This is a genomic window from Klebsiella sp. BIGb0138 (assembly GCF_004342285.1).
GTDB lineage: Bacteria > Pseudomonadota > Gammaproteobacteria > Enterobacterales > Enterobacteriaceae > Klebsiella.
In genome coordinates this window covers 521,577-542,828 of sequence record NZ_SMCV01000001.1, presented here as the reverse complement: position 1 = coordinate 542,828, position 21,252 = coordinate 521,577, and the positions used below count along the sequence as shown (strand labels likewise).

General features: G+C 60.5%; 18 protein-coding genes and 1 riboswitch. Of the genes, 8 read left to right on the top strand and 10 right to left on the bottom strand.

What is annotated here, in order from left to right; genetic code table 11:
- The first annotated feature begins 179 nt into the window (after nucleotides 1-179).
- Nucleotides 180-1,130, top strand: a complete 951-nt coding sequence (locus EDF73_RS02560; RefSeq protein WP_132725389.1) for a LysR family transcriptional regulator — start codon at nucleotides 180-182, stop codon at nucleotides 1,128-1,130.
- On the opposite strand, the gene EDF73_RS02555 is transcribed toward EDF73_RS02560, so the two are convergent.
- Both EDF73_RS02555 and EDF73_RS02550 read right to left on the bottom strand, forming a co-directional pair.
- Complete coding sequence (locus EDF73_RS02555; protein ID WP_132725387.1) at nucleotides 1,103-2,446, bottom strand: NCS2 family permease; 1,344 nt, start codon at nucleotides 2,444-2,446, stop codon at nucleotides 1,103-1,105. The two genes, EDF73_RS02560 and EDF73_RS02555, sit on opposite strands and share 28 nt — an antisense overlap.
- Before the next feature lie 2 nt (nucleotides 2,447-2,448).
- Nucleotides 2,449-4,260 carry an adenine deaminase C-terminal domain-containing protein gene (locus EDF73_RS02550; protein WP_132725385.1) on the bottom strand — a complete coding sequence of 604 codons (1,812 nt, stop codon included), beginning with the start codon at nucleotides 4,258-4,260 and terminating at the stop codon, nucleotides 2,449-2,451.
- 124 nt (nucleotides 4,261-4,384) lie between these two features.
- Between EDF73_RS02550 and EDF73_RS02545 the strand changes: the two genes are divergently transcribed.
- A complete protein-coding gene (locus tag EDF73_RS02545) occupies nucleotides 4,385-5,326 on the top strand; it encodes a LysR family transcriptional regulator (protein WP_132725383.1) in 942 nt (313 codons plus the stop codon).
- On the opposite strand, the gene EDF73_RS02540 is transcribed toward EDF73_RS02545, so the two are convergent.
- Complete coding sequence (locus EDF73_RS02540; RefSeq protein WP_132725382.1) at nucleotides 5,310-5,732, bottom strand: universal stress protein; 423 nt, start codon at nucleotides 5,730-5,732, stop codon at nucleotides 5,310-5,312. The genes EDF73_RS02545 and EDF73_RS02540 overlap by 17 nt on opposite strands.
- A gap of 194 nt (nucleotides 5,733-5,926) precedes the next feature.
- Nucleotides 5,927-6,023: riboswitch (TPP riboswitch) on the top strand.
- 34 nt (nucleotides 6,024-6,057) lie between these two features.
- Between EDF73_RS02540 and thiM the strand changes: the two genes are divergently transcribed.
- From thiM to EDF73_RS02525, 3 genes are all read left to right on the top strand, one after another.
- Complete coding sequence (gene thiM, locus EDF73_RS02535) at nucleotides 6,058-6,834, top strand: hydroxyethylthiazole kinase (RefSeq protein WP_132725380.1); 777 nt, start codon at nucleotides 6,058-6,060, stop codon at nucleotides 6,832-6,834.
- A complete protein-coding gene (thiD, locus tag EDF73_RS02530; protein WP_132725378.1) occupies nucleotides 6,831-7,631 on the top strand; it encodes a bifunctional hydroxymethylpyrimidine kinase/phosphomethylpyrimidine kinase in 801 nt (266 codons plus the stop codon). The genes thiM and thiD overlap by 4 nt, the downstream gene beginning before the upstream one ends.
- A gap of 91 nt (nucleotides 7,632-7,722) precedes the next feature.
- Entirely contained in the window at nucleotides 7,723-8,469 is a 747-nt protein-coding gene (locus tag EDF73_RS02525) for a GntR family transcriptional regulator (RefSeq protein WP_132725376.1), read from the top strand.
- Here the strand turns inward: EDF73_RS02525 and EDF73_RS02520 are convergent.
- Genes EDF73_RS02520 through EDF73_RS02510 form a run of 3 tightly spaced genes read right to left on the bottom strand, consistent with a single transcriptional unit; the run spans nucleotide 8,443 to nucleotide 11,677 of the window.
- A complete protein-coding gene (locus EDF73_RS02520; protein WP_132725374.1) occupies nucleotides 8,443-9,396 on the bottom strand; it encodes a PfkB family carbohydrate kinase in 954 nt (317 codons plus the stop codon). The two genes, EDF73_RS02525 and EDF73_RS02520, sit on opposite strands and share 27 nt — an antisense overlap.
- Nucleotides 9,390-10,397: an ADP-ribosylglycohydrolase family protein gene (locus EDF73_RS02515; RefSeq protein WP_132725373.1), complete on the bottom strand. Its 1,008-nt coding sequence runs from the start codon at nucleotides 10,395-10,397 to the stop codon at nucleotides 9,390-9,392. The genes EDF73_RS02520 and EDF73_RS02515 overlap by 7 nt, the downstream gene beginning before the upstream one ends.
- Nucleotides 10,394-11,677, bottom strand: coding sequence for a nucleoside permease (locus EDF73_RS02510; protein WP_132725371.1), 1,284 nt, complete (start codon nucleotides 11,675-11,677; stop codon nucleotides 10,394-10,396). Before EDF73_RS02510 ends, EDF73_RS02515 begins: the two co-directional genes overlap by 4 nt.
- A gap of 251 nt (nucleotides 11,678-11,928) precedes the next feature.
- On the opposite strand from EDF73_RS02510, the gene fbaB reads away from it, so the two are divergent.
- Nucleotides 11,929-12,981 (top strand): class I fructose-bisphosphate aldolase, encoded by a 1,053-nt coding sequence (fbaB, locus tag EDF73_RS02505; protein WP_132725368.1) that lies wholly within the window; start codon nucleotides 11,929-11,931, stop codon nucleotides 12,979-12,981.
- Between the two features lie 654 nt (nucleotides 12,982-13,635).
- On the opposite strand, the gene EDF73_RS02500 is transcribed toward fbaB, so the two are convergent.
- The 3 genes from EDF73_RS02500 to EDF73_RS02490 all read right to left on the bottom strand — a co-directional run bounded on the left by EDF73_RS02500 (nucleotide 13,636) and on the right by EDF73_RS02490 (nucleotide 17,392).
- Nucleotides 13,636-14,919: an RbtT/DalT/CsbX family MFS transporter gene (locus tag EDF73_RS02500; protein ID WP_132725365.1), complete on the bottom strand. Its 1,284-nt coding sequence runs from the start codon at nucleotides 14,917-14,919 to the stop codon at nucleotides 13,636-13,638.
- Between the two features lie 84 nt (nucleotides 14,920-15,003).
- Nucleotides 15,004-16,611, bottom strand: coding sequence for an FGGY-family carbohydrate kinase (locus EDF73_RS02495; RefSeq protein WP_132725362.1), 1,608 nt, complete (start codon nucleotides 16,609-16,611; stop codon nucleotides 15,004-15,006).
- Nucleotides 16,612-16,642: 31 nt separating this feature from the next.
- Nucleotides 16,643-17,392, bottom strand: a complete 750-nt coding sequence (locus EDF73_RS02490; RefSeq protein WP_165905626.1) for an SDR family oxidoreductase — start codon at nucleotides 17,390-17,392, stop codon at nucleotides 16,643-16,645.
- 268 nt (nucleotides 17,393-17,660) lie between these two features.
- On the opposite strand from EDF73_RS02490, the gene EDF73_RS02485 reads away from it, so the two are divergent.
- Nucleotides 17,661-18,671 (top strand): LacI family DNA-binding transcriptional regulator, encoded by a 1,011-nt coding sequence (locus EDF73_RS02485; RefSeq protein ID WP_132725360.1) that lies wholly within the window; start codon nucleotides 17,661-17,663, stop codon nucleotides 18,669-18,671.
- A gap of 30 nt (nucleotides 18,672-18,701) precedes the next feature.
- Here EDF73_RS02485 and EDF73_RS02480 read toward each other — a convergent pair whose 3' ends face one another.
- On the bottom strand, nucleotides 18,702-19,643 hold the full coding sequence (locus EDF73_RS02480) for a sugar-binding transcriptional regulator (protein WP_132725357.1): 942 nt from the start codon (nucleotides 19,641-19,643) through the stop codon (nucleotides 18,702-18,704).
- Nucleotides 19,644-19,884: 241 nt separating this feature from the next.
- Here EDF73_RS02480 and dalD point away from each other — a divergent pair, with 241 nt between their 5' ends.
- On the top strand, nucleotides 19,885-21,252 hold the full coding sequence (gene dalD, locus EDF73_RS02475) for a D-arabinitol 4-dehydrogenase (RefSeq protein WP_132725354.1): 1,368 nt from the start codon (nucleotides 19,885-19,887) through the stop codon (nucleotides 21,250-21,252).

Below are 21,252 nucleotides of genomic sequence, written 5' to 3'. Positions count from 1 at the left end.
GTTATTATCCTGGATTATCCTGGACACAAAATCGCAGCCTCGTATCATTCCTGAAGCAAGGCGGGAATGGCAAGCGTTGGTTTGGCGAAAAATGTAAGAAAACTCTGGCGCGGGTGGCGTGATTCGGTGGCTAGCGCCTGTTTTGGGAACAATCCTGGTATCGGGATTCGGGAGTCAATATGTTCAGACTGGAAGACCTGACATTGTTTGTCCGCGCGGCGGCATTAGGCAGCTTCAGCGACGCGGCGCGGGAGGCCGGGCAGCCGCCGGCGCAGGTGAGCGCGGCGATTAAGCGCCTGGAGACCACCTTGAATATTCGCCTCTTTGCCCGTTCGACCCGCAGCTTGCGCCTGACCCCCGAAGGGGAGACCTGGCTACCCTATGCCACGCAGATGCTCGATACGCTGCATGCCGGGTTACAAAAAATTCAGCAGCCGGACGATGAGATCCACGGCACCTTGCAAATTGCGGTACCTTCCGATCTGGGGCGCAATCTACTGCTGACCGTTTTTCGCGCTTTCCGCCAGCGTCACCCGGCGCTCAGACTACGGATCCTCTTTTCTGACCATCGCACCGATGTGTTTAAAGATCCGGTAGACGTGGCCTTTCGCTATGGCGACAACGACGATGCCTCGTTTATTTCGCTTCCCGTCGCCCCGGAAAACCGGCGGGTGCTGGTGGCTTCCCCGGCGTGGATTGCCGCACACGGCGAGCCGCAAACTCTGGAGGCGCTGACGCAACATGACGCGCTGCTGTACGTGCTACGCGGCAGGCAGTTCGATCGCTGGCAGCTCAGCCTCAATGGTGAAGTTCAGCACATTCAGGTTTCCGGCGCGATAGTCAGCGATGACGCCGAAGTGATCCGCCGGCTGGCGATTGCCGGAGAAGGCTTTGCCTACAAGTCCGGGCTGGACGTCAGCGATGATATTCGCGCCGGACGCTTGCAGGTGCTGTTGCCGCGCTACCTGGGTGACAGGGTGCCGCTGAATATGATTTGCCCGCACCGCAAGCAGCTGTCTCCTGCGGTGCGTTTGCTGTATGAAGAGGTGAAAGCACATTGCGAGGCGTTGCAGGGCAATGCGCTCAATGAGCCATCGGGCGGTCAGTGCTTCACCAGGGTGGCGAAATAGTAGACCAGCGGAACGGCGAGGATCCACAAACCCAGCGGGATTTCCCGCCACTTGCCGGCAATGGCTTTAATCACGATATAAAACAGCAGCCCGCCGGCGATACCGGTACCGAAGCTGTTGGCAATCAGGGTGATCATCACCATCATCAACACCGGCAGCCCGTCGGTAAAATTGCCCAGATCGACTTTGCGCAGGCCGCTGAACATATTCAGGCCGATCAGGATCAGCGCCGGGGCGGTGGCCTCTTTCGGGATCATCAGCGCAACCGGGGTAAACAGCAGCATCAGCAGGAACATGACCGCCGCCGCCAGCGCCGTTAGCCCGGTTTTGCCGCCCGCTTCGGCCGCGGCGGATGACTCAATCAGCGCGGTAGCCGCCGGAATACCCAGCCACGGACCGATGGCCGCGGCAATCGAGTCGACCATAAACGGCCGGTTGATCAACGGCATGTTGCCTTGTTCATCCAGCAGGCCCGCTTCACCGCCTACTGCCAGCGTCGTCCCCATGGTGGAGAAGAACTCGGAGGCGAAAAAGACGAACAGGAACGGCAGGAAGGCGATATTCAGCGCCCCCAGCATGTCTATCTGCGCGAAAACCGGCGTCAGCGAGTGCGGCATATCGATCGGGCTGCCCGGCAGTTTGGTCACGCCAGCCGGGATCCCCACCAGAGTGGCAAACAGAATCGCCCACAAAATCGCGCCCGGAATGCGTCGCGCCTGCAGCGCAATGGCGAGAAACAGGCCGCACAGCGCCACCAGCGCGCCGGGGGCAAGGAAGTCACCGAGCATCAGGGCGCTGGTTTTGGCGTTAGCCAGTACCAGACCGGCGTTGCGAAAGCCGAGGACCGCCACAAACAATCCGATGGAGGCGGTGAGTCCCAGCTTGATCGACTGGGGCACTGAGCGGGTGACCACCTCGCGCAGGCCAAATCGGGTTAACAGGAAGAACAGAATGCCGGACCAGCAGGCGATGCCGAGGCCGATTTGCCAGCCGATCCCCTCGCTCCCGGCAAGAGTCACGCCAACCAGCACCGAACCGCCGATGCCTGGGCCGACGATAAACGGCAGGTTGGCGTAAAACGCCATCAGCAGCGTTCCGGCGACGAACACCAGAATCGTCCCCGTGGTGGCCGCCCCTTTATCCATACCGCCCACCGCCAGCAGGCCGGGAATCACCACCAGCAGATAGGCGGCGGCGAGAAAGCCGGTAACGCCCGCGAGGCACTCGGTGCGGAGCGTGCTGCCGCGCGCGCGCAGGGCAAAGCGCCGCTCCAGCCAGCTCCCTCGCGCGGCGGTTTGAAGGGTATTGTCGGCCATGATCAGGCTCCCCGATGTTGATTATTGTGATGGGTCGGTTCCGGCGTTTCCCGGCAGTCTATCAGCGGTTCAACGATCTGACGGGTGGTGCCGTCGGTCAAACCTAAATCGGTCAAATGCGGTCCGACGTTACAGGCGAGGCAGGTTCCCTCGATGGCCTTAAATACCCGATACGGCGGCTCCCAGTCGGCAATTTCCGCACTGAGATCGCGCAGCTGGCGGAACTGCCGGGCCAGCTCAACCGCCGGCAGGTCGGAAAGCATCCCGGCAATCGGCATCGCCACGTGGGCCAGAATGGCCCCCTGACGGGACAGGGCCATCCCGCCGCCGGAGGCAATCAGCCGGTTGGCGGCGAGCGCCATCTCATCGGGGTTGCGCCCGAGCACCACGAGGTTATGCGAATCGTGCGAGTAGCTGGTGGCAATGGCCCCGCGCAGCTCCCCCCAGCCTTCGAGCAGGGCGATTTGCGGAGTGGCCTGATGGCGACCGTGACGGTGCTTAACCCAAATCAGGCTGAAGCCGTCGGGCAGCAGGACTTTACCGTCGCGCACCTGTACCTCGACTTCTCCCCACTGTGTAAAACGCGCGCCGCGAATATGCCGCAGGCGGGCGACGCCGTGGCGAATCCCTTCGACCCGCAGGACAAAATCGTCCGCGCCCAGCGGCGTCAGGCGGAGCGTATTGCGCGGTGGGGTGACCCCCGCGGCGGCGATGATGGGCTGCAGAAGCGCGCCGTCGCGGGCAATCAGCTGCCCGGCGACGTAGACCCGACGGGCCTGTAGTTTCTCCAGCGAATCAAAGACCACCAGGTCGGCGCGGCGGCCGGCGGCAATCAGCCCTGCGTCGTTACGCTGCAGGCGAATCGCGGCGTTCAGAGTCGCGAAGCGCAGGGCGTCGGCGGCCGGCAGGCCATGTTCAATCAGCTGGTTGAGCAGGGCGATAATTCCGCCTTTTTCCAGCAGCATATCCGGCGGCACATCGTCGGTGCAGACGGTGATTTGCGATGAGAGGTGCGGCAGCGTTTTTAGCGCCTTGACGATATCCGGCAGCAGATACGGATGTGAGCCGCGAATCTCGAGGGTCAGCCCGGCGCGCAGCTTTTCCAGCGCATCGTCCGCGGAGGTGAGTTCATGATCGGAGGTAACCCCTGCGGCGAGGTAGGCCTGCAGGTCGGCGCCGTTCAGGCCGCGGGCGTGGCCTTCAATCAGTTTGCCGCTCTCGAGGCCGGCCTGAACAATCTCCTGCATGCGCTCGCTGCCGTGCAGCACGCCGTGCATATCCATCACTTCCGCGACGCCGCGGACCTCCGGCCATGCCAGCATGGTCGCCATCTCGGCGCCGGCAAAATCCGCCCCGGACATTTCCAGACCCGGCGTCGACGGCACGCTGGAGGGGGCGGCTACCATCACCTGCAGCGGCAGGTTCCGGCTGGCGGCCACCGCATAGCGCACGCCCTCAACCCCGAGGACGTTGGCCAGCTCATGCGGATCCCAGAACACCGCCGTGGTGCCCTGCGCGAGGACGATTTCCGCGTAGCGCTCGGGAGGCAGGTGCGAGCTTTCGAGATGCACATGGGTATCCATCAGCCCCGGCGACAGGTAGGCGCCATCCAGCGCATGCTGTTGCCGGGCATCGCTGCGGCTGCCGCGCGGATGCACGCTGGCGATCATCTCGCCGACGATGCCGACATCGGCGGCGCGGAGTTCGCCGGTGACCATGTCGACGATCTGCGCCCCGGTCAGTAAGAGGTCAAAAGGGACTTCGCCCCGGGCCGCCAGGACGGCGCGGCGGCGGTTTTCAGCACTGCTGGACATAACAACTCCGGCACAAGGATAATGGCGATACTCTAGGTGGACAGCAAACGTTTGCCCAGATGAATAAATTTATCACCCGATAAGCTCGGGTTATTCTGGCTGATTACCCTTAGCGAAGAACACCATGACCGAACCGTGGCAGCGCCTGCCCGCGCTTTCTCTGAAACAGCTACAGTATTTTGTCACCCTGGCGCAGCTGCGTCATTTCACCGATACCGCCAACCGGCTGGCCATCAGCCAGCCGGCGCTGAGCAGCGCGCTGCGGCAAATTGAAACGGTGCTGGGCGGCAAACTGGTCAACCGCACGGCCTCTTCGGTGACGCTGACCGATCTGGGGGCGGCGATTTTGCCGCACGCTCGTCGCGTGCTGAGCGTGGCCCAGCTGGCGTTTGATGACATGCAGCAGATTGTCGCCGCCGGCGGCGATGGCACGGTACGGATTGGCCTGGTGCCGTCGGTCAGCTCGCTGCTGTTTCCCCTGCTGCCGCAGACCCTGGCGCAGACTTTTCCCCGCCTGCGGGTCGAGTTTCACGACCAGACCAACGATGCGCTGGTGCGCGAGCTACAAAGCGGACAGATTGATTTTGCTATCGGCGCCCTCGACAGTTCGCTTCCTGACGCGCTGCAGGTCTATCCGCTGCGGGAAGATCCGTTTGTCGCAGTGCTACATTGCGAGGATCCGCTGGCCGACCAGCCGCACCTGCCGTGGAAGCTGCTGGCCGGGCGCGATATTGCGGTGTTCTCGAAGGGCAATATTCAGCGTCTGGTGGGCGCGCTGGCGGAGAGCCACCGCCTGACGCTGAATACGCGTTATCAGGTTGATTATATTGAAACCCTGTATGGCCTGGTGCGCTCGCGGCTGGCGATCGCCATTCTGCCCGAGCTGTATACCACCCACCTGCAGGATCCTGGCCTGACCATCGCCCAGCTGCAGCAGCCCGCGTTGGCGCGTACCGTGGCGTTAATGCGCGGGCCGCAGGCGCTGCCGCCGCTGATTGAGGACTGTTTTGCGCTGCTGCTCAGTTCGCTACGCGAAGCCGATCCGCGGCTCAGGGGAGATGCTTGATCAGCACATCGACCGTCAGGTGATTAATATACTCCAGCGAATGGGAAGCCATGACCCCCAGCAGCCGGTTACGGTGCCCGGCGATAAGCAAATCAATTCCCCGCTGGCGTACGCAGGCGTCGACATCCTCAAAACGGCGGGCGGTAACCAGCGCCAGGGTTTGCACCGGCAGGGGGACGCTGGCCGCCAGCGCGTTGAGCAGCGCTTTTGCCTGAATCACCTCCTGGGAGACATTATCATCCAGCAGGCTATCGGAGACATAGTTCAACGCCCGGTAGTCGGTGCTGATATGGGCGAGGGTGATGCGCATGGCGTTCTCTTCCGCCATGTTAGCCGCATGCCGCAACAGCGGTATGCCGTCAAGGCTGTTGTTAATCAGCACCAGGGCATGGTGATAAACGGGCATAGCCGTACCTCGAGATAGGTGTGACCGCGAACGCCGGTCCCTGCGATTAAGTTTGTGCCCGTTCGGGCATGAAAGCAAACGGATAAATGGATAACCGGCCAGGCGCCAGGAGACGTCGCGCGGGAGATGACACAAGATGGCTTGCGCTGGCACGCGGCTTCCCGTAACCTGCCAGCAGAGAATGTTTATATCTTCTTGATGACTCGGGGTGCCCTTCCTGGTGAAGGCTGAGAAAAACCCGTAATACCTGATCTGGATAATGCCAGCGTAGGGAAGTCAGAGACCAGCGGGTCGTTGCTTCTTCATCGCCTGGCTGGAGCAAACGATGCAAGCTGAGCCACTCAATCCCGCGCATATTGCGCACCTGCAACATCTCTTTCGCCGCCACGCCCCCCTTGTTCACTGCATGACCAATGATGTGGTGCAGACCTTTACCGCCAACGTGCTGCTGGCGATCGGCGCCTCGCCGGCGATGGTTATCGATCCGCAAGAGGCGAGCCAATTTGCCGCCATCGCCGATGGGCTATTGATTAACGTCGGTACCTTAACTGTCGAACGGGCGACCGCCATGCGGGCGGCGGTACATAGCGCCCAGCGGGCGGGTAAGCCGTGGGCGCTGGATCCGGTGGCGGTCGGCGCATTAACGCTGCGCACTGAGTTTTGCCATGAACTGCTGAGACTGCACCCGGCCGCCATTCGCGGCAACGCCTCCGAGATCATGGCGCTGGCCGGTATGAGCGCCGGCGGACGCGGCGTCGATACCACCGATACCGCAGCGGCGGCACTTCCTGCCGCCCAGGCGCTGGCGCGTCAGCTCAATAGCGTTGTCGCGGTGACCGGCGAGGTGGATTACGTCACCGACGGGCAGCGTACGCGGATGGTGACCGGCGGCGACCCCCTGATGACCCGGGTGGTGGGTACCGGCTGCGCGCTCTCGGCGGTCGTGGCGGCCAGCGCCGCGCTGCCGGGGGACCGTCTGGAAAACGTCGCGGCCGCCTGTGGCCTGATGAAACAGGCGGGCGGTCAGGCAGCGCGGCAGGGCGGCCCGGGGAGCTTTACCCCGGCACTGCTGGATGCCCTGTACGGGGAGATAAAACCATGAAACGCATCAATGCCTTAACTATTGCCGGCACCGATCCCAGCGGCGGCGCGGGGATCCAGGCCGATCTGAAAACCTTCTCGGCGCTCGGCGCCTATGGCTGCTCGGTGATCACCGCCCTGGTGGCGCAGAACACCCGCGGCGTACAGTCGGTGTATCGCATCGAACCCGATTTTGTCGCCGCTCAGCTGGATTCGGTGTTCAGCGATGTACGCATCGATACCACCAAAATCGGCATGCTGGCGGAAACGGATATTGTCGAAGCCGTGGCGGAGCGCCTGGCACGCTATCAGATTGACAACGTGGTGCTGGATACGGTGATGCTGGCGAAAAGCGGCGACCCGCTGCTGTCAGCGTCGGCGGTGGCGACGTTACGCACGCGCCTGCTGCCGCGGGTATCGCTGATCACGCCGAATCTGCCGGAAGCGGCGGCGCTGCTCGATGCCCCGCATGCGCAGAGTGAAAAAGAGATGCTGGAGCAGGGGCGCGCGCTGCTGGCAATGGGCTGCGGCGCGGTGCTGATGAAAGGCGGGCATCTTACTAACGCTGAAAGCCCGGACTGGCTGTTTACCCGCGAAGGCGAGCAGCGTTTCACCGCGCCGAGGGTCAACACCAAAAATACCCATGGCACCGGCTGCACGCTGTCGGCGGCATTAGCGGCGCTGCGCCCGCGCTATGCCGACTGGGGGCAGACGGTCGCCGAGGCCAAGAGCTGGCTCTCCGCGGCGCTGGCGCAGGCGGATTCACTGGAGGTTGGCCACGGTATCGGCCCGGTGCATCATTTCCACGCGTGGTGGTAGTCTGGACGCGTGAGACTTCAGGTTGCCGCCTGAGCGCAACCTGAATGATTTAGCGTATAATGGCTGAAACTGTCAGCCAGGAAAACCACAGATGGAACAAGCGCATACCCGGCTTCTCGCCCAACTGAATGAGCGCATCGCCGCTGCCGATCACACGCCGCTGTACCTGAAATTCGCCGAAACGGTGAAAAACGCGGTGCGCAGCGGCTGGCTTGAGCATGGCAATATCCTGCCCGGCGAGCGCGATCTCAGCCAGCTGACGGGGGTGTCGCGCATCACCGTGCGTAAGGCGATGCAGATGCTGGAAGACGAAGGGGTGGTGACCCGTGCGCGCGGCTATGGCACGCAAATCAACAACATCTTTGAATATTCGCTGAAAGAGGCGCGCGGATTTTCCCAGCAGGTGGTGTTGCGCGGTAAAAAACCGGACACGCTATGGGTGAACAAGCGGGTGGTGGAATGTCCGCAGGAAGTGGCCGAACAGCTGGCGCTGGAGCCGAAAAGCGAAGTGTTTTTGCTCAAGCGCATCCGCTATGTCGATGAAGAGGCGGTGTCCATCGAAGAGTCGTGGGTGCCGGCGCATCTGATCGCCGACGCCGAAGATATCGGTATTTCTTTGTATGATTATTTCCGCAGCCAGCATATTTACCCGCAGCGCACGCGCTCAAGAGTCAGCGCCCGGATGCCGGACGCTGAGTTTCAGTCGCACATTAAAATGGATGACAAAATTCCGGTGCTGGTGATTAAACAGGTGGCGCTGGATCAGCAGCAGCGGCCGATTGAGTACAGCATCAGCTACTGCCGCAGCGATTTATACGTCTTTGTGTGCGAGGAGTAGTGCTTCACGGGTGGGGGCGCAGTCGCCGCCGCGGTGGCTGACCACCCACGATGCCACCGCGTTCCCCAGCGTCACCGCTTGTGCCAGCGGCCAGCCGGCGGCTAATCCGGCCAGCACGCCGCCGGCGTGGCTGTCGCCAGCGCCAATGGTATCGACCACCGTCGTGGGAAAGGCCGCCGCCTGTCCGCATTCCGCCGCGCTGAAATACCACGCCCCGTCTTTATCCTGACGCACAATCAGCGGCGCGTTCCAGCGTTCGAGCCAGGCTTTCCCCAGCTGTTCCGTCTCCGCCGGGAATTGCTGCTGTCCGGCGACAATTTCCGCTTCCTGACGGTTGAGCGTGACGATCGGCTGACAGGCCATTATGCGGGTGAAGATCGTCGGTGCGACGTCGGCAATACGCGGTCCGAAGTCGATCAACGCCGTCACCTCAGGGGAGGTTTCCAGCCAGCTAATCAGTTTCCCGGCGCACGGGGCGGTGAGCTGATAGCCGGAAAGATAGACCAGACTGCCCGCCGTGCGCGGCAGACGAGCCAGCCAGTCGTCATCCCACGCGTTTTCCACGCCGGTAAAGGACATAAAGGTGCGTTCGCCATCCGGTTCGACCAGCGCCAGGCACCAGCCGTTATCGCCTTTGTCAGTGGCAATAATGCTGTGAATGCCCTGACGATTCAGGTTGTTGCGCACAATATCGGCCCATATCCCCTGGCCGAGGGGCAGGGCGTTGCAGGCGTCGATGCCGAGGCGTTTCAGCGCCACCGCCACGTTCAGCGCGCAGCCGCCAATATTGACGCTTTGCTGCTGTAATTCGATATCGCAGCCGCGCCAGGGCAGAGCGTAGGCGTCGGCGATGACGTCAATGACCGCTGAACCGATGACCGTTACCGGGCGCTGCTGACGGAGCTGGCTTAGTGTGTCGATCAGCATCGTGCCTCCCGCTGGTGGCGATAGCGCAGCAGGGCGCTGGCATAGCGGTCAAAGTCCAGCTGGTTCACCTCGTCCAGCTCCTGTTTCAACGGCGGATCGATGGCGTCAATGCCGTGCAGCGCGCCGCAGATAGCGGTGGCCATCGCGCCGATGGTGTCGGTATCGCCGCCCAGGTTGGCGCACAGAATGGCGCAGCGGTTTGGGTCGGTGCCCGCCAGTTCGACCATCGCGATCGCGCAGGCGACGGATTCAAGCGTGCTGGTGCCGGCGCCGACCAGTTGATAAAGCCGCTCGCAGGCGGACTCCACCCCGTTGGCCTCGCGTACCGTTTTCAGCGCCAGCTCGATACGCATCGCCAGAGAGGCGCTGAAGGTGGTGACGCGTTTTTCCTGGGCCCGGCGGGCGACGGCGGGCAGCGCATCGACAATGTTGCGCCAGCTCGCGCCATCAATCGCCCGGGAAACCGCCCAGCCGATAGCCACCGCCCCGGCGATCGCCAGATCGGATTTGTGCGTCGGGCTGGAGGCCAGCGCAACCGCGTCAATAAAGGCGTCCAGATCCGCACCAGGCAGCATGCAGCCCAGCGGGGAGACGCGCATCGCCGCGCCGTTGGTGACGCCGTTGTTTTCCAGCGCGCTCACCGGTTGGCCATCGCGAATGGCGTTCAACGCAATTTTTGAGGTCGGGCCAAGTACGTTTTTGTTGAATGCGTCAAAGCCTTCCGCCCACGCCAGAATATGGCGGCCGATCGCGTCCGGGACGATTTCGCCCTCGCATTCGATCAGCGCGTCGGCCAGACACAGCGCCATCGAGGTGTCGTCGGTAAACTCCGCCCGTTTGAAGTAGCAGGCGGCGTTGTTTTCCGCCGGGCCGGGTAAAAAGCGGTCAATCCAGCCAAAGTGCGCTTTCACGCGAGTACGTGGCCACAGCTCTGATGGCATCCCCATCGCATCGCCTAACGCCTGGCCGTACAGAGCCCCAAGAATTCTTTGGTGTTTCATTTCACTTCCTCATGTGTCATCGCCATGTCGCCTTTGTCGCCGTCGACGGGGATGGCGGTAATTTCTCTATCCGATTCGCGGAAGAACAGCATAAACAGCACGGCAATCACCGCGATCATCACGGCGCCGAAGGTCCACATTCCCGCCCAGTTGAAGGTCAGGCCGTTCACGGGTTGCGGGTAGGCGAACATTTTTTCCATCATCACGCCGCCAAGACGATAGCCGAGCAGGCTGCCGAATCCCTGACAGCACAGGGTGATCAGGCCCTGGGCGGCGTTGCGCATTTGCACCGGCGCTTTTTTGTCAACGTAGATATAGGCGGTCACGTAGTAAAAATCGTAGCTTACCCCGTGCAGCAGGATACCGAGGAAAAGCAGGCCGTAGGTAAAGTAATGCTCTGCGCCGCCATAGACGAAAAAGCCGTAGCGAATCGCTGCCGTTACCAGACCAAGTAATAATACCTTTTTAATACCAAAGCGCTTGGTAAAGAACGGCAGCGCCAGCATAAAGAAGATTTCGGAGAACTGGCCGAGGGTCATCCAGCCGGTGGCGTTGCGCATCCCGACTTCGGTCAGATAGCCGTTGGCGAAGATGTAGTAGAACGCCAGCGGCATCGCAAACAGGAACGAGCAGAAGAAAAAGACGAGGAAGTTTTTGTCGCGCAGCAGTACCAGCGCGTCCAGACCGAGCATCACTTTCAGGTTCAGTTTGCCGGTGCTCTTTGGCGGGGTATCCGGCAGGAACAGCGCGAAAACGCCCAGCAGCGCGGAGCTGGCGGCGGCGATCAGTAAGGGAACGCTGGTCGGGGAAATATCGTTGTAGCCCAGCATTTGTGGCAGGAAACCGCATACCAGACCGGAGCCAATCCAGCCAATGGTGCCCATCACCCGGATGCGCGGGAAGTCGCGCTCGACGTCCGGCACATGGGAAAAGGCGATGCTGTTAGTCAGGGCGATGGTCGGCATGTAGGTCAGCGAGTAGGCCAGCAGCAGCGGGAAGAAGCCGTGGAAGGCGGTCTGTTGCGCGGCGAAATACATCAAAATGGCCCCGGCGAACATCAGCACCGCCAGCACTTTCTGCGCCGGGAAGAAGCGGTCGGTCAGCGAGCCGACGAGGATCGGCGAAAGGATCGCCGCAATGGCGGTACAGGCATACGACCAGCCAATTTCCCCGGCGCTGAAGCCGTTTTTACTCAGCCATAGCCACAGGGGCACAAACCACGCGCCCCAGATAAACCACTCCACGAACATCATGAACGACAGCTTCACTGTAGTTTTCATCTTTAAATCCTTCATGACAGGTAAGGTACATCTGCACACTACCATTTAATAATACCTTTTAAATACCTTTGAGGGTGTTTCATGAGCGACTTAACACTTTTTTATACCTGAATCGTGCCAGCGGAATGTGCTTAAAAGCGCACGAATCGGCTGGAAAAATCAGGCTCAGAAGACCAGGCTTAGTGTTGCCTTAAAAATCGGGCACAGGACATTCATGGCCAGCTCAGCTGGCACTTACGGGAGTTATTGCTATGACTGATATTACGCAGTTGCTTGGCAAAGATGCCGACAGCCTTTTACAGCACCGTTGTATGACCATTCCAGCTGAACAACTCTATTTACCGGGAGCGGACTACGTCGACCGGGTAATGGTGGATAACAATCGTCCGCCGGCGGTGCTGCGTAATATGCAGACCCTGTATAACACGGGGCGCCTGGCAGGTACCGGATATCTCTCGATCCTGCCGGTTGACCAGGGCGTGGAACACTCGGCCGGCGCATCGTTTGCCGCCAACCCGCTCTACTTTGATCCGAAAAATATCGTCGAGCTGGCTATTGAAGCCGGGTGTAACTGCGTGGCGTCGACCTATGGCGTGCTGGCCTCGGTATCGCGTCGCTATGCGCACCGCATTCCGTTCCTCGTGAAGTTAAATCATAACGAGACCCTGAGCTACCCGAACACCTTCGATCAGACGCTGTACGCCAGCGTTGAGCAGGCCTTTAATATGGGCGCGGTGGCGGTGGGGGCGACCATTTATTTTGGTTCAGAAGAGTCCCGCCGTCAGATTGAAGAGATCTCCGCGGCGTTTGAACGTGCGCATGAACTGGGGCTGGTCACGGTTCTGTGGGCCTATCTGCGTAACCCGGCGTTTAAGAAAGATGGCGTTGATTACCATGTCTCTGCCGATCTAACCGGTCAGGCCAACCACCTGGCGGCGACCATCGGTGCCGATATCGTGAAGCAGAAAATGGCGGAAAACAACGGCGGCTATAAAGCGGTGAACTTTGGCTACACCGACGATCGCGTTTATAGCAAACTGACCTCTGATAACCCGATCGATCTGGTCCGTTACCAGCTGGCGAACTGCTATATGGGGCGTGCCGGGTTGATTAACTCCGGCGGCGCGGCGGGTGGGGAAACTGACCTGACGGACGCGGTCCGCACGGCGGTGATCAACAAACGTGCCGGCGGGATGGGGCTGATTCTCGGGCGTAAAGCCTTTAAGAAATCGATGAGCGACGGCGTGAAACTGATTAACGCCGTGCAGGATGTCTATCTCGACGGCAAAGTCACCATTGCCTGAGTCGAAAGAACGTGGCGACAACTCTTCTGTGACGAGGTAGTGCCGCCCGTTTAAGGATGCATCGCTCGCCGCTGTGGCGACATAAGAATCCGTAACCACGCCGTGATTACGGATTTTTTATGCTGTTCAGCCTGGTTCTCAACCTATCTGGCAGGTGAGCCTGTACCTGACGTCGCCGTTAAGCAGGGGATTTCGCGTTAACGGTGGTTTGGGCGAAAAGGGGGCCGTGCAGCGAGTGCCGTAGAATGTATGTCCTGTGGAATATTCCGTTCACGGTGGATCCATCACTTTTCTCACACCCTCTGCGTGTGAACGGCATGGGGGCGTTTCGCCCGCCCCCATGACCCCCGCATTGCGCTGAAAACTGCCGCTACGCGGTGCGCTCCACTCCGGCTTCATCTGGCGGACCGGGCAGGACTCAACGTCCCTGTCTCGACCTGCCGCTCTGGCCGCCGTCCTGGCGGCCAGTCCTGGATGCGCGCCTGCGTTCCCGCCAGTTTTCCTGACGCGCCTTAACCCCCGCGCTGCCAGCCCGTGGCCGCTCTGTAGCTATATCGTTGCTGAACGTTTTTTTCAGCAACGATCATGCAAGCACAGCAGAGGGGCTGGCCGCCTTCTTCAGTGGCCAGCATGACTCTGTGACGAGAGGGGTTTTTATGTTCCGGAGATGCGGGCAGTCAACTGCGCGGCGGTTGTCTGGCGCGCCAGGCCCGGCTGTTCGACGCGAATGAACGGGCAGATAAAGAAGGCCAGCACGTACAGAGCGGTATAGGCCACCACCACGCCGAGGGTGCTGAAGTACGGCAGCAGCACCACCGCAATCGCCGGAGCGAGGAAGTTCGACAGCCCCGCCGACAGGTTGTACACCGAAATCGCCGCCCCTTTATGCTGCGGCTCCAGCGCCGGGAACACCGCCGCCATCGGCACAAACGCCGCGACGAAGATCCCCAGCGCAATCGCCGGCACCAGCGCCATGGCAAAGTTATGCCCGAAGTGCTGCGGGATGTAGTAAAACGCCAGACTTGACAGCGCCATCCCAACACAGCCAAACCAGCGCACCACTTTCATCCAGCCCATTTTCTCCGCCACGATCCCCCAGAAAACGTTAGAGAAAATGGTGGTGAAGAAGAACGCCGCCCACACCTGGAGCCACTCCGAGGTGGTGAAGCCCAGTTCATCGACGAACATCAGCGGCATGATCACCGCAAAACCGAACAGCGACAGGGTGTTGATAATGCGCACCATGCTGGAGAGCAGAATATTGCGGTTGGTGTAGAGCAGCGTCGCCGCGCGCCCCAGTTCGGCAAACTTCTCGCGGGTGGTGAGGTTTTGCATATGGCGCGGCGTTTCGACGTTACGCAGCGACAGGACAGCGATGATGCCGCCGGCGACGCAGAACGCCAGGGCCAGCCACAGGGTGCCCAGTTCGCCAATATGCGGGATGGTGAAGCTGGGGATATAGCTGCCGAACACGCCAATACCGATCGAGTACACCGCCCAGAACCAGCCCAGCGCCGAGCTGGCGCCGTCGCTTCTGACGTTATGCACAATGGCGATGATGAAGGAGTAAAGGAACAGCGGATAGGCCAGGCCGCGAATGCCGTAGAACAGCAGGATCAGCGGATAGTTGGCGTGGCCGAGACCGAAGACGAGGAACAGTACATGGAACACGCACCACAGCACGAAGCCGATGAGCATCGTTTTCTGCGGGGTGATAATTTCGGCCACCACGCCGGAGACCCATGCCGCCAGCGCGGCGGTGAGGCCATACAGGGTAAAGGCGAAAGAGGCCTGGGCCGGGGTAAAGCCCAGCTCCTTGATATAGTGCGACAGGAAAGCCAGCTCAAAGCCGTCGCCGGTCATAAATACGGCGATGGCGATGTATCCCCATAGCAGATTCAGCGGCAGACCGAACCACTGTTTATTATTTACGGACATAATAACCTCGTTTTCAGGGTACAGAAGACCACTCCGGTGCGGGCACCGGAGGGTTTTTATGCTTACAACGGTCGGAGCGGGCGGTTATTCCCGGATCAGCCGGGCGGTTTGCTGTAGCGCCAGATAAGCCTCGTAGCGGCGTTGATGCAGCGGCTGAACATGCGTCGCACAGCGGTAGGTTTTATCCACCCGGGTAAATTGTTGCATGGCTTCCGGCAGCGAAGCGCAAACCTGGCCGGCGACGGCGCCAAGAATTGCCGAACCCAGCAGCACCGGTTCGCGACACAGGGTGCTCACGATGGTCATCCCGCAGGCATCGGCCAGCAGCTGGCGGACCAGCGGATGTTGCCCGGCGCCGCCGCTGATGACGATGTTTTCGCTTTTAATCCCGCAGGCGCTCTGCGCATCCAGAATCTGCCGCAGGCCGTAGCCGATTCCGCATAGCCCCGCGACATAGAGCGCTATCAGATTATCCAGATCCCGCTCCATGCCTAACCCGGCAATAACCGCTTTGGCGTCCGGGTCGGCCAGCGGGGCGCGGTTGCCTAAGAACTCCGGCACCACGTGGAGCCCGGCGGCGAGGTTGACGGCCGCCGAGGGATCGCCCACCTGAGCCAGCACCCGGTCAGCGAGATATACCGGCAGCGGTACGCCCGCCGCCTGGGCCAGTTCGCGCGCCTGCGCGGCGGCGGGATGGAAGCTTAACAGCTGGTCGATAGCGGCGCCCGCCGCGCTTTGCCCCCCTTCGCTGAGCCACAGCCCCGGCACCATGGCGGAATAGTAAGGTCCCCAGACGCCGGGCACGAAGACGGCATCCGGGGTGGTGGTCATGGTGCAGGAGGAGGTGCCGAAGACATAGGCCATATTGCTGACCGCGCCATTGAGGACGCCGACGGTGCCGATGCCGCCGGCGTGGGCATCAATCATTCCGACCGCTACCGGCGTAGCGACCGGCAGGCCCATCTCCTGCGCGGCGGCGGCGGAGAGACCCTGACCGCAGGGGGTTCCCGGGTCGACAATACGTTGGCCGATACGGGCAAAACCGTCGTCGGCCAGGTCGCCAAGGCCAATCTGGCGGAAATAATCGGCATCCCAGCGCTTTTCATGCGCCAGATAGGTCCATTTGCAGGTGACGGTACATACCGAGCGGGCTAAGTCGCCGGTGGCGCGCCAGGTCAGGTAATCCGCAAGGTCGAAAAAGTGCTGCGCCTGCGCGTAGATATGCGGCCGGTTCTCCTTGAGCCACAGTATTTTCGGCGTTTCCATCTCCGGCGAGATCGTCCCGCCGACGTACTGCAGCACCGCATGTCCGGTGGCGTTAATCTTTTCCGCCTGGCCGCTGGCGCGGTGATCCATCCAGACGATGATGTCGCGATCCGCATCCTCGGAAGGCCCGACGGCCAGCGGCGTCGCGTTTTCGCCGACCACCACCAGCGAACAGGTGGCATCGAAACCAATCCCGGCAACCGAAGACGGCGATGCGCCGGAGTGGGCTACCGCGGTTTTAATGCACTCGCACACCGCCTGCCAAATCTCGCGGCTGGATTGTTCCACCACGTTTCCCGCGCTGCGAAACAGCGTGATTTCCCGCGTGGCGTGGGCGAGGAGTTCACCGTTAAGGTTGAAGATGCCGGCACGTACGCTGCCTGAGCCAACATCGACGCCAATAATGGTTTGTGTATCGTCATTCATAAAGCATCCTTAAGCCTGCCGGGTTGAAGGGTCAGAGATCCACGCTGTTAGGCAGGATGACGAGATCGCGTACGGTCACGTTTTTCGAGCGCGTCACCATAAACAGCACCGCCTCCGCGACCTCGATCGGTTGCATCAGGCTGCCGTTCGCCAGCGCCTCTTCCATTTTTTCTTTCGGCCAGTCGTCGAGCAGGGCGGTGACCACCGGGCCTGGCAGAACGGCGCCGACGCGGACGCCATACTGCGAAACCTGGCGGCGGGTGGTGTGCACAAACGCCTGCACGGCAAATTTTGAGGCGGTGTAGATCGGTTCCCAGATAACCGGCACCACGCCGGCGATGGAGCTGGTGAAGATGATGTCGCCGGATTTTTGCGCGATCAGGTGCGGCAGCACGCTACGCACGCAGCGGAAGGCGGCGTTGGTGTTGAGATGGAGGACGCGATCCCAGACGTCCGGGTCGCCTTCGGCCACCGGCCCGCCGATATAGGCGCCGGCGTTGGCATGGAAAATGTCCAGCCCCCCGGCGAGGTTCAGAATGCCGGCCAGCAGGTTGTCGACCTGGTCGGCCTGCATTAAGTCAACCTGCAGGGCGAAGGCGTTGTCGCCGAGTTCAGCGACAATCTTCTTTAACTTTTCGCCTTCGCGGTCGATCAGCACCACTTTGGCGCCCGCGGAGAGCAGGGTCCTGGCGCATTCGAGGCCGATACCGGACGCTGCGCCGGTGACGGCGGCTACTTTACCATGGAGAGAAGTATTCATAGAGGATACGGAGTGGTTCATTTTATAATCCTTCATTGAGTCTGTTTTGGGCAGTCGATCTGGTCCTCGATAAGCATGGGCCAGCGTTGATGTTATGCACAAAATATTGTTAAGGTTTTGAATATCAGCATCATTTATTTCAATGCGCTGTAAATTGAGCGATGAGTGGCTAAACAGGCCATAGAGCATAATGGTTGCTCAATCGATGAAGCTAATGTTGCGCCAGCTTCATCGATTGAGCAAGTGGGGAAATTAACAGCGAAATGAATTTGTGACGCAAGTTGGGAAAATGAAAAAAATCACTATCTACGATCTGGCGGAATTATCCGGCGTCTCGGCCAGCGCGGTGAGCGCGATCCTCAATGGCAACTGGAAAAAACGCCGCATCAGCGCAAAACTTGCGGAAAAGGTCACGCGGATTGCGGAAGAGCAGGGCTATGCGGTCAACCGCCAGGCCAGCATGCTGCGCAGTAAAAAATCCCATGTGATCGGCATGATTGTTCCCAAATACGATAACCGTTACTTCGGCTCGGTTGCGGAAAGCTTTGAAGAGATGGCGCGCGAGCGCGGTCTGCTGCCGATCATCACCTGCACCCGCCGCCGCCCGGAGCTGGAGATCGAAGCGGTGAAGGCGATGCTCTCCTGGCAGGTGGACTGGGTGGTGGCGACCGGGGCGACCAACCCGGATAAGATCGCCGAACTGTGCCAGCTGGCGGGCGTTCCTACCGTCAATCTCGACCTGCCGGGTTCCCTTGCCCCTTCGGTGATCTCGGACAACTACGCCGGAGCGAAAGCGCTGACCGATAAGATCCTCGACAACAGCGTCAGGCGTTACGGCAAACTGGCGCCGCTGACCTTTGTCGGCGGACGCAGCAGCGATCACAACACCCACGAGCGTCTGCGCGGTTTTCGCGATGCGCACCGCGAGCGCGGTTTAAACGTACCCGACGAGAACGTGCTGGCCCCCGGTTACTCGAAGGGGAAAGTGGAGGCCTGTATGCAGGCCCGGTTCAGCACCCCGGATGAGCACCTGCAGGGGCTGTTCGTTAACTCGACGATTTCCCTCGAAGGGGTGGTCAGGTGGCTGGCGCAGCTGGGGTTAACCGGCACCGAGCAGCCGCCGATGGGCTGTTTTGACTGGGACCCCTTTGTTTACCTGCTGGGGCACGATATTGACATGGTGCAGCAGAATGTCCCGGCGATGCTCGAAGCGGTGTTTAGCATTATTGATTCCGGCGATGTCAGTCAACAGCGGGTCGAAATTCCGCCGCTGCTGATCGGTAGCCGCGACCCTATCTGAGACGCTCCCCGGCGGCAGCGCAGGCTGCCGCTAGCGCGTCAACAGCCAGCGGGCGGTGTGTTCATCGGTCACCAGCCCGTTGATCCAGCCGCCTTTTAGCGCCGCCAGAATCGCCGGGCGTTTATATTCTCCGCAGGCCACCGCTATGCGCGGGCACTGATTCTGGCGAATATCATAGCTGGTGATCATCCGGTTGATATCGCTCGCCACCACGCCGCCGTCGGCATCAATGAAGCGGCCCAGGATTTCGCCAATCCCCCCGCGCGCGGTCAGCTCGTCCAGCTGCGCCTGGTTGATAAAGCCGTCTTTGAAGATCGGGCTGTGGGTGCCCAGCGGGCCGATGCCGACGAAAATCACATCCGCCTGCTGGGCCACGCCTGACACGTTGCGGAACAGGCGGCTGGTGCACCACATTTCATGTTCATCCCTCGTTTGCGCGTAGCGCGGCGCCGGCCATTGGTAATATTTGGCCTGAATTTTTCGCGCCAGCAGCAGGGGGACATCGTCGTAGTAGTTACACTGTCCGTCGGCGTCCATGGCGCTAATCAGGGCCACGCAGCGCGTATTCAGGCTGTCAAAGTCGATCCGCTGCATGGTTTTTTTCAGCGTCAACCCGGAGCCGATTCCGATGATCTTCACCTTATCGTCCTGCAGATAGCGGGCCATCAGCTGGTAACAGCCAAACGAGACGCTGTCGAGGGTGCTCTCTTCGCTATAGGCGGGAACGATATTGCAGTCGATCAGCCGGTATTTTTCCTGCAGCAGCTGGGCGTAGTCGAGGCAGTTGGCCACCGGGTGATGCAGGCCAATCGAGACAATTCCTTCCTCTTTGGCGGCGGCGATCAGCCGCTGGACCACCGGCCTTGAGGTACCCAGCTGGCTGGCGATCTCGCTTTGGTTGAGACCGGCGATGTAGTACATCCACGCGGCGCGGACCTTCTGATCCAGCCTGATGTCATCTTCTTTACTCACGATTCCCTGCCTCACATGTGCGGTCACCCCGGGATACTCTCCCTGGCCGGCGTTAATTCGGCCTGCGACCCGAATTTTAGGGTATAGCCGCATTCTCGCTGCGGTTTAGCATTCTGGCAAGCTTTCGCTCTCCTCTGGTCATTTGTAATTTTATTGGGTAATTGCTCTTTTGTGATCTATGGCTCTTATTTGGGTCAAATGATCATCTACAGTGAGTCACATCACTCAAGGAGATCAGAATATGAATCAGCAATTCACATGGCTTCACATCGGTCTGGGTTCTTTTCATCGTGCGCATCAGGCGTGGTATCTGCACCGGCTGATTGCCTCCGGCGATAAGCGCTGGCATATCGCCGCGGGCAATATTCGCCCGGATGCTGAACAGGTGGTGCAGGCGCTGGCCGCCCAGAACGGGCGCTACGTGCTGGAAACCGTCAGCCCGGAAGGCGAGCGCGAATACGAAGAGATCGCCTCGATTCAAAAACTGCTGCCGTGGCAGAAAGGGCTGCAGCCGCTGATTGCGGAAGGGGCGAACCCGCAGACCAAAGTGATCGCCTTCACCGTGACAGAAGGGGGCTACTACCTGAATACCAGCCATAAGCTGGAGACCAGCAACCCGGATCTTATCAGCGACCTGCAGGGCGACTGCAAAACGATATACGGCACCCTCGCGCGTATTCTTGAAAAACGCATGGCGGATAACGCCGGGCCGCTGACTCTGCTCAACTGCGATAACGTCCGCCACAACGGCGAGCGCTTTCACGACGGGCTGGTGGAGTTCCTGCAGCTCACCGGCAAACACGAGGTTATCGCGTGGCTGGCGGCCAATGCGACCTGTCCAAACACCATGGTTGACCGCATCACGCCGCGCCCGGCGGCCGATCTGCCCGCGCGCATCAAAGCGCAAACCGGCATTGATGATAAAGCGCCGGTGATGGGGGAAACCTTTATTCAGTGGGTGGTTGAGGACAATTTCCGCGACGTGCGTCCGAACCTGGAGGCCGTGGGCGTTGAGATGGTCGAGTCGGTTATCCCTTACGAAGAGGCGAAAATTCGCATTCTGAATGCCTCGCACAGCTGCATTGCGTGGGCAGGCACCCTGATCGGCCAGCAGTATATCCACGAAAGCACGTTGACCGATTTCATCTACGCCATCGCCGACCGTTACGTCAGCGAAGATGTCATTCCTTGCCTCGGCGATAACGGTATCGATCTCGCCACCTATCGCGATGTGGTGCTTAAACGCTTTACCAACCCGTATATCCAGGACACTAACCAGCGGGTGGCGGCGGATGGTTTCTCAAAAATCCCGGCGATGATCGCCCCGACGTTGCAGGAGTGCTACCAGCGCGGCGCCCGCCCGGAAGCGACCGCCATGCTGCCAGCGCTGTTCTTTGTCTTTATGGAGCAGTGGCACAAGGGCACGCTGCCGTATGAGTACCAGGACGGCATCCTCGATGCCCAGGCGGTACATGCCATGTTTGAATCCAGCGATCCGATTGCCCGCTATGCCAAAGACCGGGCGCTGTTTGGCTCTCTGACAGAACGTGACGATTTTCTGGCGCTGCTGCGCGAGAAGATTGCTGCCGTCTACACGCTGATTAAGTAA